The following is a 13,236-nucleotide window of genomic DNA, read 5'->3' as shown; positions in this document are numbered from 1 at the left end:
CCTTACTCCTGGCGCTTCAGCACTTCCTGCAGCGGAATGCGGCTGATTTTCCTCTTTGAAAGCTGCAGGGAGGTTACATAAGATGCGTAGATGATGATAAAACCGGCGGCGATCATCAGATAGTCAGGTTCGATCGGAAGGGAGAATCCCGTTGATTCCGAAACGGATGCCATCAGTCCTTTGTAGCTGATAAATGCAAGAGGAACGCCGAGTACATATCCTGCTATGACGACAGGAGTATAGACATTCAGAAGAAGGGATGAAATTTCTTTCCTGTCATAGCCCATGACTTTCAGCAGGGAAATGTTCACGGTGTGCTCATCCATCATCATGCTGGTGATCAGGTAGATGATGATGAGGCCGATTAAAAAGGCGAACACGCCGATCACCGCCGCCGAATAGTTGGTCGGCTCAAGGAGCTGTTCCATGCCTTTTTTCATGGCATTTTTATCTTCAATCGCAGCGATTGCTTTTCCAGATTCCTTTTTAAGCGTCCATTTTCCGATATATGCATCTTCTTCAAGGTTCAAAAAGCGGTTCACGTCCCTGCGCTCCATGTAAATGGCATGACCGATGAAGATTTCTGCAACACCGGTGATGGTGACGGATTGCTCCTGGTCGGTCCAGGGATTTTGAATCGTGATGGAATCTCCGGCTTTAAGACCTTCGGCCGCAGCCAGAGCCTGAGTTACGACTGCCCCTTCAGGCAGCGTGCCGTTCAGCTCTGTCCCGCTGCTGTCAATTAGTTTCAGCATTGACGTTGAGGAATCCATGCCAACGAGCTGCGTTTTAACGTCTTTTCTGCCGTCTTTCCCTTTTATAATGGCTTCTGCTGCAGAAAACGGACTTTCCTCTGCCGAAACAGGCTCCGTTTTTACTTCCTGATAATAGATCGCATAGTTATAGCGATAAGCATCTTCATACGTTTTTTTCATCAGCACGTTCATTGAATTCATGGAAATGAATCCAAAGGTGACTAATAAGGAGGAAAAGAGAATTCCTGTAAACAGCACAAGGCTCTTGGATGGACTGGTGAGCAGCATCTTCAGGCGGAACCTTCTTTTAAAGCTCCATTTTAATGGGAGCTTTATGGCTCCTTTTTTCGAAAAAGACGGTCTTGAATGCAGCAGTTGGAGCGGCGGTTGATTGACTTTTTTTCTGACTGTCAGGAAACCGGCCAGACAAAGAACGGAAATCGGCACAGCAAATCCAGCGATAAGAGTGACCGGATCAAAGGCAAGCCGGTTTAAAATGGGCAGATTGTAAAAAGCGGTGTAGAGCTCTGTCAACGGCCCCGCTGCAATGAGTCCTGCCGCTATCCCGAGTACCGTTCCGGCAATGGCAATGATCAATGGATACAACATAAAGGAGAGCGTGACTTCCTTTCTCGTATACCCGAGCGCAAGAAGGGTTCCAATTTGAGTGGACTGCACGTCTATTTGCCTTTTCAGCATTAAAACGACCATAAACAGGGCAAGAATCCCGATAAAGACGGGAAGAACACTTCCAAATGACTGATTGGACTCAATTTCCGCATCAATATATGAAATTCTGACGTTGTCTTTTGCATCCACCCATTTCAGAACAGCAACTGTTTCTGCAACGGTTTTTTTCAGGCTGCTTAAAGAACCGCTGGTTTCAAGAAATCTGCCGGAGTAATAAACAGGCGGCTGATTTCCCCCTGGAAAATCCTCTTTGGCCATCAGGATGACACCGAATGTTTTCGGATCAGCCATCAGGTCATTCTCGTTTTGAACGCCGTAAATATAGTCCGGGAGATAAACATGAGCCGTTATTTTGCAGGTTTTCCCGCCGGCGTCAAAGCTGTCTCCCACTTTCAGCCCGTGTGCGTCTGCAAAAGAAGCGGTTATGGCTGCTTCATTTTTTTCATCCGGCAAACGGCCCTTTACCACATAGGGTTCATTGATGCCTTGCTGAACGGAGAGAATTCGGGCAGTAACGCCCTCCTTCCATTCGATATCCAGCCATTGGCGGGCCTGCAGATTCACTCCAAATTCCTTTTCAATGGAGGCCAGCTCATCCTCAGACAGCCGCTCTCCTGCTGTAAATTGAAAATCCTCCTGATTATACTCTTCTCTGAACAGCTGATTGCTCGAATCCATCAGTGCCATTGTGCTTGAGAGCGTCACAAAAAGCATGACGGCAACTGCGAGAAGGAGAGCGGAGCCTCCAAACTGCAGAGGCTTTTGCCTGATGGTGCGCAGAGCCATGGCCTTGATTTTCATACCCATTTCACCTGCTCTGCAGGTATTGGAGCCTCATTTTTAACGGTTTCAATGATTTTTCCACTTTTCATTTTCATGACGGTATGGGCCATATCGGCGATTCCCGGATTATGGGTGATCATTAAAATGGTTGTGCCGTAAATGACGTTAATTTCCTGAATAAGCGAAAGAATTTTTTTCCCGGTCTCTTCATCAAGCGCTCCCGTCGGTTCATCGCAGAACAGAATACTTGGATTTTTGACGATCGCCCTTGCAATGGCTGTTCTCTGCTGCTCCCCTCCGCTTAATTGATGCGGAAACTTGTGCTGGTGTTCACTCATTCCGACCTTATCCAGGATCTCATCAGGGGAAAGAGGATGATCACTGATGTCGGCGCCGGTTTCAACATTTTCCCTGACAGTCAGTGCAGAAATAAGATTATAGGATTGAAAAATAAAGCCCGCATGCTTTCTTCTGAAAAGAGTGAGCTGCCTGTCGTTCATTTCATGAAGGTTTTCTCCCTGGACGGTGACCTGCCCCCCGTCTGCTCTGTCAATGCCTCCGGCCACGTTCAGAAAGGTGGATTTCCCGGAGCCGGATGGTCCAAGAATGACAATGATTTCTCCTTTTCCGCATGCAATGCTGACGTCATTTAATGCAGGCACCTCTACTTCACCTGTACGGTATATTTTTCTGACATTCTCAAAGATGAAACTCATACAGACACCCCCGATTATTTCTAGTATCTTCCTCTGTATCGTACTAAAAATCTTCATTCTTGACGATCTCTTATTTTACCTGTAATCCTAATTTCATTTCCGTTTTATGGATACAATAGAAATGGTTCATACTACTTATGTAGGAAATTAATCTTAAATGTTTGATTTACTTCATGGTTAGCATTAAAATTAAGTACTTGAACAGGTTACATATCATTATTAATAAATCCGCTGATACAAAGTGAGGTTCAATACATGAATACGGAACATAAACCAAAAGCAGTAATCGTAATATTCGGAGCAACAGGAGATCTTGCCAAGCGCAAGCTTTTCCCCTCCATCTACCGTCTGCACCGCAGCAAAAAAATCGACAGTGACTTCGCTGTTGTAGGCGTGGGCAGGAGACCGTGGACAAATGAAGAATTCCGCTCAAATGTCAGCGACTCGATTCAGTCATCGATTAAGCAGTCATCTGAACTCGATGAATTTGCATCGCATTTTTACTATCATCCATTTGATGTGACAAATCCATCTTCCTACCTTGAGCTGAAAGGCATGCTTTCAGAGCTTGACGGCAAATACGGTATCCCTGGAAACAGAATGTTCTACATGGCGATGGCGCCGGAATTTTTCGGAACGATTGCCCGGAATTTAAAAAGCGAAGGCCTGACAGCAACAGAAGGCTGGAGCCGTCTTGTCATCGAAAAGCCGTTCGGACATGATCTGCCTTCAGCACAGGAGCTGAACGATGAAATCCGCGAAGCTTTCTCGGAAGATCAAATTTACCGCATTGACCACTATCTCGGAAAACAGATGGTGCAGAATATTGAAGTGATCCGCTTCTCAAACGCTCTGTTTGAATCGGTATGGAACAACCGCTATATCTCCAACATTCAGGTTACTTCAAGCGAAGTACTTGGTGTAGAAGACCGCGGACGCTATTATGAAAATTCAGGTGCGCTGCGTGATATGGTTCAAAATCACTTAATGCAAATGGTGGCCCTGCTTGCGATGGAACCGCCGATCAAGCTTGAAACAGACGAGATCCGTTCTGAAAAAGTAAAAGTAATGCGCGCACTCCGCCCTCTTACAGAGAAGGACGTTCCTGATTACTTCGTGCGCGGACAATACGGCAAAGGCGAATCAGAAGACGTATCTGTTCCCGGCTACCGCGAAGAAAGCAATGTCGATCCGGAATCCAACACAGAAACATATGTGGCCGGCAAGCTGATGATCGACAACTTCAGATGGGCTGGCGTGCCTTTCTATATCCGCACAGGAAAGCGCATGACGGCAAAATCAACGAAGATTGTTGTCCAGTTCAAAGATCTGCCGATGAACCTCTACTCAAACGATGTAGACAGCAAGCATCCGAACCTGCTCGTCATTCACATTCAGCCTGATGAAGGCATCACGCTTCACCTGAATGCCAAAGAAGCAGGCGGCGGCTCTTACGTTAAACCGATCAAGCTTGACTACTGCAGCAACTGTGTTGATCAGTTCAACACGCCTGAAGCCTATGAAAAGCTCATCTATGACGGTCTGCGCGGAGACGCCACCAACTTCACTCACTGGGATGAAGTGTCCCTCTCATGGAGCTATGTGGACACCATCTCAAAAGCATGGGAAACGCACAAAGCTGAATTCCCTAACTACGCAGCCGGCTCAATGGGTCCAAAAGCCGCTGACGAACTGCTTGAAAAAGACGGCTTCCACTGGTGGCCGATCACGGATATGGTTGATTAACTCAAAAAAGGTTAGAGATGAATATGTACGATCGCACCGCTTTTAGCGGTGTTTTTTTATTGCATAAAAATCTTACATACGTCACAAATTCATATTCCTGATTAACAGCTGGTTGTATTCAGTCCAAAATTCTTCATACAATTCTTTATCGTAGTCATCAGAAATCCGTTTTTCTTTCGAATGATCAAACAATTCTTTAGCCTGAAGGGCAAAAGAGACGATCTGGTTTTTATAATCGATGCTGCCTATTTTCACTTCTAACCCTGGATAATAAATACTCCCCGTATCCGGATTGGTTGTAGTTATTTTCACAAAATCCGATAGTGTCACGTGGCCGTCCAAATGTTTGACGCTCCAATGGATAGAAATGGGGCAGCCCATCATCAAGATTGCACCGCAACCGTGGAGAATCAGGCCTTCATCATGTTCAGGTTCGCAGCAATAATCATTTTCAAGGGTCCGCAGAAGTGCCAGAGCAGACTCGCTGATTCCCCATTCTTCGTTAACAGATGATTGTGTAATAATCGTATCAAGAACACTCAAGAAAATTTCACCGTGAGAACACAAGTCATGTTCATCATCGCAAAGCCAACGTTGATTCTCAATTTTGATTGTAAAGGGATTTGACAGTTTCATTTTTCATTCTCCTGTTTCACTGTCTTCTCTTTTTGCTTGCTTCTTGGAGAGATTAACCAATTTATAAAAAGAATGATTACTGCTAAAGCAAAAGCTTCAATAATGTTTTCTTTCCAAAGCAAAACTCTTGTTTCCTGGTAATCAAAAAATACTTTTGTTGTACCAATCAACAGAAATAGAATAAGGAAATAAATGATTTCTCTTTTCAATTCATCAGCTCCGGACATAAGAAAAAATAATTAACAAACATTTTTGAAGTCATTTTGAGAGTACTTCTTATTAATTAAGCAGCTCTCCCTTAACAATTAATTCTAATCCGCTGCATCCAATTCCTCCTGCATCCGTGTCATTAATAATTTATGGAAGAAATTGAAACTTTTATTACAACAATACGTCTCATTATGTTAAAAGGAGGGGTTGAACATGAAAAAAATGAGGCTATTACTATTTTCCATTGCAATAATCTCACTGTTTGCAGCAGGCTGTTCAAACGGTACAGCAGCTGGAGGGAAAAGCATTGAAGTTTTAAAACGTATAGGTGATAGAACTCAATACGGGGATTTTAAAGTGATTACAGACGGTGAACAAGTAAAAAAAGCGGAAGAAATTGTGAATGATCTTGACTGGGAGAATGCAAAAGTTGATATGGCACGTCCTGCAGATTACCACTTTTCTTTCCCAAACCCTGAGGCCAAAGTCGCTTTATTTGAACTATGGGTAAGTCCAAACAAAGATAAAGTCGAACTCGTCATTGATGCTGAAAGTAAATATATTCAATTAGACAAAAACAAGTCGGCAGAACTGTTTGAAATACTGACAGGTGAACAATTATCTGACCAGAAATAATGTTATGGCCTCGATTTAGAGGCCTTTATACTTAGTTTCTTCTAAAGGGTCAATCAGTTCTTCCACTGTGCTGAAGAATAATATGCCGCCTCCAAAACCTATTCATACTCCATAACGTTTAAACACTGCCCATCGGGACCTATTGTGATATGATGAATTCCATTTGATTCAAATAGTTTATAGAAGTCACCGCGCCTGTTGAGTTTGGATAGGTGCTCTGTCATATCCGTTTCAGAAAAGACAATATAATCCATTGATATTGATCTCAAGTAAAATTCATAGATAAATTGCTTATTAAGGTCCTTTACGTACCCCACCTCACCAGTATCCCACTTAAATAAACGGGATAACGAAATGGTTTTAACTGAATTAAATTTTGAAGAGAGTGTGGTAAACAGTTCTTCTTCATAGTCTGGAATGATTGCATAGATATAACATTCGTTCTTATAAAAAGAAGATACCTCATCTATCAATTCTTGTTCTTCAATTTCTTCGTCGAGGAATACCACTGTTCTCTTAAGCAATCGATCACCACCTATTTGTTCTAATTATTTCAAGTCGAAACACAATACATCTGTTAATAACAAGCCCCTGTTAAATTTTTTTTATTTAAATTAGATTATATTAAAAGGAAACCAAACTTATAGTGGTTTCCTAATCACTTTTTACTCAGTTATTAAAGGCCATCACGTTATTACTAAAAAGAACCAAGACAAATCAAAACCAATCTTTCACATAAGCAACTAATCCCATTAAAGCACCTATTCCCGCCCCAATAAAAACAGGTACTACAAAATTTGATTTATTTCTTTTTTTGCTTAATATCTCATTATTGTGACTCATTAAAATGCCCCCTCTGTATAATATTATTTATTAACTATACGAAAAAATCAGGACAAAGTTTCAAGTTCTCATTTGAGTAGATGAATAAGTGCTATACATTGGATTTTGACAAACTCAAACTATCATAGGTTATTATCTCTTTTTTGTCTGTTCCCTTTATTCAACAAAGATGCTGCGATAGCAGAAAGAAAATCACCGTGAAGTATTAAACGAGCACTCATGCATGTCACTCCTTTCTCTCTAAAATTTATGCTTTTTATGACTAATCCACTTCACATTACTGCACAAAGTTTCGGAAGTACATCTCCTCATAATACTTAATTTCACTGTCATTCCTTATTAAAAGCACAATCTTCTTTACAGCCATAGAAGAGAGAATTTCCTTTTCAAGGAACTCGTTGCCATAAGTGACAGCTAACTCTTTAATACCAAGTATAGAACTTTGCAGGAGTAATATCACACTTTCCTCAATAAAGCGTTCGTTTCCTGCAGGATTAAAGTAGAGATAATCCAGGGCAGGAATGATTTCTTGTTCAATGTTTGTTAGAAAAGCGACTTTGAGTTCCTCATATGTCCAAACCCGTTTGTCCTGTTCAAAAAATAATTCATCATGCCCGGTTTCCTCTTCGGTATACAATCCGTTTAATAAAGCTCCAAAATTCGGAGCGAGTTCAATTACTAGCTCTGAATCAGCCTCAATATAGATAATTGGCGGATTTTCTTTCAGTTTTCGGTAATCAAAAGCAATCCAGGAATGCCCCTCTCCAGAAAATAGCACAATATTCTGAGGAAGCCCCCACTCATTTATCAAATATTCACTGTTTAAAATACTGTGTTTTTCACCTATCCCCCAAATATGGTCCACGTGAACATGGTTATCTGCCCAGGATGTCGGGACATTCGTCGGGAACGATTTGTCATTAAGTGAGCCGCCATTTTGTTCTTTAAGAAGAGCTACATAAGATGCCGGCAGCTTTACTTTGAGTATTTCTTCAGCACATTGAACTGCTTCATCTGTTAAATCCTTTAACTTATAATATTCGTCATCTTTTTGCCAGATTGTTTTCAAGATCCATGTACTCCTCATTAGTCATTTCAGCTTCAGTTACTTCTGTTCACATACTTCAACAACTGAGTCCTTTATCCTCTTTTCAGACACCTAAATAACTCATGCAGTTTCAATAAATCGTATAAAGAATGCTTTAATCAGTTCATCATATTCGTTGACAATATCAAAAACTAGTATTATTATATGTTTAAACACTTAAACATATAGTACTTGAAAGGATGATCTTAGTAATGAAGAAAACCGTACTTGTCACAGGCGGAACCGGCTATGTTGCAGCCTGGGTCGTTAAGGAGCTGCTTGATGGAGGCCATGATGTAAGAATTACTGTCCGCGATGCAGCGAAGACAGAAAAATACCAGCATCTCCTTGATGTAGAGAAACAATCTGCCGGAAAACTGACAGTCTTTGAAGCAGACTTACTGAAAAAAGGAAGCTTTGATGAAGCCGTGAAAGGCTCTGAGTATGTGTTTCACACCGCTTCTCCATTCTTCATCAGCGGATTTAAAGATGCGCAAAAGGAATTGATTGAGCCGGCTTTGGAAGGAACGAAAAACGTTCTGGAATCGGTCAGACGCACACCTGAAGTGAAACGGGTAATTCTTACGAGCAGCGCAGTGGCCATTTTCGGGGATAATGCGGACATGGAGGGCAAGTCCTCTTTTAATGAAAAGGACTGGAACACGACGAGCAGTGTTTCACATCAGCCGTACAGCTACTCAAAAACTCTAGCTGAAAAGGAGGCATGGGAAATGGCGGACAAGCAGCATTTTGATTTAGTCACCATTAACCCAACCTTTATACTTGGTCCGTCTCTTTCAAAACGTTCAGATTCAACGAGCATCAGTACGATTCTCGACCTACTGAAAGGCGGATTTAAAAGCGGCGTGCCCAACTTAATCAACGGAACCGTTGATGTGCGTGATGTCGCAAAAGCCCATGTGCTTGCCGCCTTTACTGAATCTGCAAAGGGAAGATACCTGATTTCAAATGAGGAAGCCTCCCTGCTTGATATGGCCCGAATATTTGAAGAAAACCATCCAAACCACCATCCTCTTCCTAAACGCGAAGTGCCAAAACCGCTCATCTGGCTGATTGCACCGAAGGTCGGCCTGACACGGAAGTATGTCAGCAAAAACGTTGGAATTAACGCCCGCTTTGATAACAGAAAAAGCATAAATGAACTGGGTATGACTTACAGAAGTCTAAAGACGACCCTGAGTGATCAGAACGAACAGCTTGAGGCTGACGGCCTGCTTTCTTGATGCATAAAAAAGTCACTTCAGTATTGAAGTGACTTTTTTGCATCTCGTTTAATATAAGACAAAAAGACAAAGAAGGAGCTAATAATCAGCAGCGCCATCCCCCAAAAGATGTTTGTGTAAACTGCTGTGACCGAAACACCCTGCTGCCATTCAATCAATAAACCTGACAGCGCAACACCAAATGCTCCGCCGAAAAATTGAATCAGCTGCATCAGGCCCATGCCCGAACCGATTTCATCCTCCGGCAGGATGCGGGATGCTTCGTTCGCAATGCTTGAGGTCAGGCTTGAAAAACCTGTGCTCATAAACATGTAGGCGACCAAAATCGCATATGGATATTCCCCTGAAAACAAAGCCAGGATCAGCAATGAAATCAGCAGCATCACGTGGCCAAAGGAGATTAACGGTATATTTCCGAATCTGTCAATCAGCCGTCCTATGAACTGTGCGGCAACCGCTGAAAGGATGGCACCCGGAAAAATAATCAGGCCGATGGCAGCAGGATCTTTTCCAAAAAGCTCTGACAGGATGATCGGCATCATAAAGAGCGCGGAAAAATGAAGAATAAATCCTGAAAACGCTGATAAAGCAAGCTTCACATACTGTCTGTTTTTAAACAGCGAAGGCTGCACAAACGGCATGCTGACTTTGTGAATATGCCTCCATAAGAGATACAAGATAGCCAGCGAGCCAATCAGAAGAGGCACTGACATGGTGGATAAAAAGAGCAGCAGTCCCGTGACTCCGAGCCCTGTCAGCAATCCCCCGGCCGAATCGAAGTGTACCTTATGCACTTCCTCTTTAGGAAGCAGTTTTTTAAACAAGGGAAGAAGCAGGACTACAAATGCCGTGATAACAAATAAGTAGTTCCATCCAAGATAGGTTGTAATGGCTCCGCCAATAACGGGTCCAAGTCCAAAACCGAGAGATGCAGCAGACGAAATCAGCGACATCGCTTTCCCTCTTCTTGAAATCGGAATATATTTACCCGCCAGAACCATTGCAAGACCAGGCACAGCCCCTGCTCCCGCTGCCTGAAGAACTCTCGCGGATAAAAGCAGATAAAAGTTATGAGAAAAGAAACCGATAATGGAGGCTGCCCCGAGCATCGCAAGCCCGACTGCAAGCAGCCTTGAGATCGGAATAAAATCTGATAATCGGCTGTAAGTGAGAGTCGAGATGGCAAAAGCGATCGAGTAGCCTGACACAATCCAGGATGCAGTGCCGGATGAGAGACTCAAGTCACGCAGCACGCTCGGCAATGCGACATTAAACATCGTCGTGTTCATTACAACGAGCCATACGGTTAAACTCCACAGCCATACAATTCTATTTTCGTATTTTAAGCCAGGAACTGCTGGCGGTCTTTCTTCTATTTTCGTTGACATTCTATCCCGCCCTCAGCCTTTATATCGTATACCTAAAGAAATATATACTCTTACAGCATGTACAGTCAACCGATTTGCTTTGATTGGTCCTGTAAAGACGAAAACCCCTTCTTAACCAAGAAGAGGTCTTTTTTAGGCTTATTATTCGTTTTCTTTAACAGCAGATACTTGCCATTCAACACCATATTTGTCTTTAACCTGTCCGTATGCCGGACTCCAGAATGTTTCCTGTAGAGGCATTGTGACATTTCCGCCTGCTGAGAGCTTTTCAAATACATGTTTGGCTTCGTCGGCTGAATCAATATGAATCGCAATCGAAACCTGTGAACCGAGAGTATAAGGCATTCCAGGAAATGTATCAGACAGCATCATGAGGGTATCCCCCGCTTTAAACTGTGCATTCATAACCCGGTCCTTTGCATCAGCGGGGACTGGATGATTCGGATCCTCCGGCATGTCCCCGAATGTCTGAATCGAAACAAGTTCAGCATTTAATGCATCCACATAAAATTTCACTGCCTCTTGACCATTTCCATTTGTCACAATGTAAGGATTTACTGATGTGATCATTTTACACCTCATTGTCATAAATTTAATAAGAACACTTGTTCTGTATTATCATAACATGTTCAGCTGCCTTCTGCTACACACTTTTTAAAAAGATGCAATAAATAAAGCCCGTCACTCTATTTCTTTAGAGGCGGGCTAATTTCCTGCAAAGGCAGCTTTATTTTTATAGTTATCTCACGCCGTACTTCTTCATCCGCTTCTCATCTTTTGCATCCTTCACCACAAGCACGGCATGTATGGCTCCCGGAAGATAAAAAATGAGCGTTAAAATCAGGTTAAGCAGCGCCTGAAACGGTCTGCCGACAAACAGCACAGCCACAGGAGGCAGTAAAATCGCCAATAAATAAAGCATCAACATTCACCCCGTTCTTTTTTTATCCGTAACATTTTACCCTGATTCACCGATTTAGAAACAGTAAAAAACACGGAGCACAAGGCCCCGTGTTCCGATCTTACTTAGACATCCATTCTGTATGGAAAATACCTTCTTTATCTGTACGCTGATACGTATGAGCTCCAAAGTAGTCACGCTGCGCCTGAATAAGGTTGGCAGGAAGTGTTTCTGTACGGTAGCTGTCATAGTATGATAACGCAGCTGAGAAGCTAGGCACCGGTACTCCCTGCTCAATGGCAACCGTTAAGACCTTGCGGAGCGCTCCCTGGTAGCCTTCAGCAATTTCTTTAAAGTATGGATCTAAAAGCAGGTTTGCAAGGCTTGCATCACGGTCGTACGCATCTTTGATTTTTTGCAGGAAAGCAGCACGGATGATGCAGCCGCCTCTGAAAATCATCGCGATGTCACCATACTGAAGGTCCCACTTATATTCATCAGAAGCTGCTCTCATTTGAGCGAAGCCTTGTGCATAAGAACAAATTTTACTCATATAAAGAGCTTTGCGCACAACTTCAATCAGTTCTGCTTTGTCGCCTTCATAAGAAACAGCTGCAGGTCCTGATAAGATTTTGCTTGCTTTCACGCGCTCATCCTTCATGGCAGAAATGAAGCGTGCAAATACAGACTCGGTAATAATCGGAAGCGGAACACCTAAATCAAGAGCGCTTTTGCTTGTCCATTTTCCAGTGCCCTTTTGGCCTGCAGTATCCAAGATAACATCTACCAGGGGCTTGCCTGTTTCTTCATCTGTTTTCGTGAAGATGTCAGCTGTGATTTCAATTAAGTAGCTGTCAAGCTCGCCTTTATTCCAGTCTGCAAATACTTCATGCAATTCCTCTGCAGATAGACCAAGAACATTTTTCAAAATAAAATAAGCTTCTGAAATCAGCTGCATGTCCCCATATTCAATGCCGTTATGGACCATTTTCACGTAATGTCCTGCACCATCAGGGCCGATATACGTAGTACATGGATCTCCATCAACTTTTGCAGAAATCGCTTCGAAAATAGGTTTTACCAGATCGAAAGCTTCTTTCTGTCCGCCAGGCATAATAGATGGTCCTTTAAGTGCCCCTTCTTCGCCTCCTGATACACCAGTGCCGATGAAGTGAATGCCGCTCTCGGCAAGCTCCTTGTTGCGGCGCTGTGTGTCTGTATAAAGCGTGTTTCCGCCGTCAATTAAAATATCCCCCTTGTCTAAATGAGGAAGCAATTGTTCAATAGTAGCATCTGTTGCAAAACCCGCTTTGACCATCAACAAAATTTTGCGGGGAGTTTCAAGTGATTGAACAAATTCTTCAATGCTGTATGTACCTACAAGATTTTTACCGCTGTTTTCTTTCAGCATTTCCTCTGTTTTATCAGAAGAACGATTATAAACCGATACGGAATATCCGCGGCTTTCTATATTAAGAGCAAGGTTTTTGCCCATGACGGCCAAACCGATGACGCCAATTTGCTGTTTTGACATTGTAATACTTCCCTTCTCAATCAATTTTTTTAAAGACAGAGCTCATGTATACATGCACATGGATTCT

Annotated in this window: 13 protein-coding genes and 1 pseudogene; 3 read left to right on the top strand and 11 right to left on the bottom strand. The window is 42.8% G+C overall.

Going from position 1 to position 13,236, the window contains the following annotated elements; genetic code table 11:
• Positions 1-2: 2 nt before the first annotated feature.
• Both E2R53_RS02150 and E2R53_RS02145 read right to left on the bottom strand, forming a co-directional pair.
• Complete coding sequence (locus E2R53_RS02150) at positions 3-2,246, bottom strand: ABC transporter permease (RefSeq protein ID WP_165970858.1); 2,244 nt, start codon at positions 2,244-2,246, stop codon at positions 3-5.
• The gene (locus tag E2R53_RS02145; RefSeq protein WP_133310190.1) at positions 2,243-2,944 is read right to left on the bottom strand and encodes an ABC transporter ATP-binding protein; all 702 of its coding nucleotides are present in this window, start codon (positions 2,942-2,944) and stop codon (positions 2,243-2,245) included. Before E2R53_RS02145 ends, E2R53_RS02150 begins: the two co-directional genes overlap by 4 nt.
• 255 nt (positions 2,945-3,199) lie before the next feature.
• Here E2R53_RS02145 and zwf point away from each other — a divergent pair, with 255 nt between their 5' ends.
• Positions 3,200-4,690, top strand: coding sequence for a glucose-6-phosphate dehydrogenase (gene zwf, locus E2R53_RS02140; RefSeq protein ID WP_133310189.1), 1,491 nt, complete (start codon positions 3,200-3,202; stop codon positions 4,688-4,690).
• 81 nt (positions 4,691-4,771) lie between these two features.
• Here the strand turns inward: zwf and E2R53_RS02135 are convergent, their stop codons facing one another.
• Positions 4,772-5,326 carry a hypothetical protein gene (locus E2R53_RS02135; protein WP_133310188.1) on the bottom strand — a complete coding sequence of 185 codons (555 nt, stop codon included), beginning with the start codon at positions 5,324-5,326 and terminating at the stop codon, positions 4,772-4,774.
• Positions 5,323-5,535, bottom strand: coding sequence for a hypothetical protein (locus E2R53_RS02130; protein ID WP_133310187.1), 213 nt, complete (start codon positions 5,533-5,535; stop codon positions 5,323-5,325). The genes E2R53_RS02135 and E2R53_RS02130 overlap by 4 nt, the downstream gene beginning before the upstream one ends.
• 214 nt (positions 5,536-5,749) lie before the next feature.
• Between E2R53_RS02130 and E2R53_RS02125 the strand changes: the two genes are divergently transcribed.
• Positions 5,750-6,172 (top strand): hypothetical protein, encoded by a 423-nt coding sequence (locus tag E2R53_RS02125; protein ID WP_133310186.1) that lies wholly within the window; start codon positions 5,750-5,752, stop codon positions 6,170-6,172.
• A 98-nt stretch (positions 6,173-6,270) separates the two neighbouring features.
• Here E2R53_RS02125 and E2R53_RS02120 read toward each other — a convergent pair whose 3' ends face one another.
• The 3 genes and pseudogenes from E2R53_RS02120 to E2R53_RS23465 form a co-directional block, all read right to left on the bottom strand.
• A complete protein-coding gene (locus E2R53_RS02120; protein ID WP_133310185.1) occupies positions 6,271-6,696 on the bottom strand; it encodes a hypothetical protein in 426 nt (141 codons plus the stop codon).
• Positions 6,697-6,889: 193 nt separating this feature from the next.
• Positions 6,890-7,015 (bottom strand): hypothetical protein, encoded by a 126-nt coding sequence (locus E2R53_RS23470; protein WP_286166042.1) that lies wholly within the window; start codon positions 7,013-7,015, stop codon positions 6,890-6,892.
• 628 nt (positions 7,016-7,643) lie between these two features.
• Positions 7,644-8,102: pseudogene (locus E2R53_RS23465) on the bottom strand (SMI1/KNR4 family protein); the annotation flags it as partial.
• A gap of 212 nt (positions 8,103-8,314) precedes the next feature.
• Between E2R53_RS23465 and E2R53_RS02110 the strand changes: the two are divergent.
• Positions 8,315-9,346 carry an SDR family oxidoreductase gene (locus E2R53_RS02110; RefSeq protein WP_286166041.1) on the top strand — a complete coding sequence of 344 codons (1,032 nt, stop codon included), beginning with the start codon at positions 8,315-8,317 and terminating at the stop codon, positions 9,344-9,346.
• A gap of 17 nt (positions 9,347-9,363) precedes the next feature.
• On the opposite strand, the gene E2R53_RS02105 is transcribed toward E2R53_RS02110, so the two are convergent.
• The 4 genes from E2R53_RS02105 to gndA all read right to left on the bottom strand — a co-directional run bounded on the left by E2R53_RS02105 (position 9,364) and on the right by gndA (position 13,169).
• The gene (locus E2R53_RS02105; RefSeq protein WP_133310183.1) at positions 9,364-10,734 is read right to left on the bottom strand and encodes an MFS transporter; all 1,371 of its coding nucleotides are present in this window, start codon (positions 10,732-10,734) and stop codon (positions 9,364-9,366) included.
• Between the two features lie 141 nt (positions 10,735-10,875).
• Positions 10,876-11,304: a VOC family protein gene (locus E2R53_RS02100; protein ID WP_133310182.1), complete on the bottom strand. Its 429-nt coding sequence runs from the start codon at positions 11,302-11,304 to the stop codon at positions 10,876-10,878.
• A 169-nt stretch (positions 11,305-11,473) separates the two neighbouring features.
• A complete protein-coding gene (locus E2R53_RS02095) occupies positions 11,474-11,656 on the bottom strand; it encodes a YqaE/Pmp3 family membrane protein (RefSeq protein WP_029279862.1) in 183 nt (60 codons plus the stop codon).
• A gap of 100 nt (positions 11,657-11,756) precedes the next feature.
• Positions 11,757-13,169, bottom strand: coding sequence for an NADP-dependent phosphogluconate dehydrogenase (gene gndA / locus E2R53_RS02090; RefSeq protein WP_133310181.1), 1,413 nt, complete (start codon positions 13,167-13,169; stop codon positions 11,757-11,759).
• Positions 13,170-13,236: the final 67 nt, after the last annotated feature.

Origin of the sequence: Peribacillus frigoritolerans (assembly GCF_004358755.1) — a bacterium.
Classification (GTDB): Bacteria; Bacillota; Bacilli; order Bacillales; family Bacillaceae; genus Bacillus_P.
This window is presented reverse-complemented; position numbering and strand designations above follow the sequence as displayed.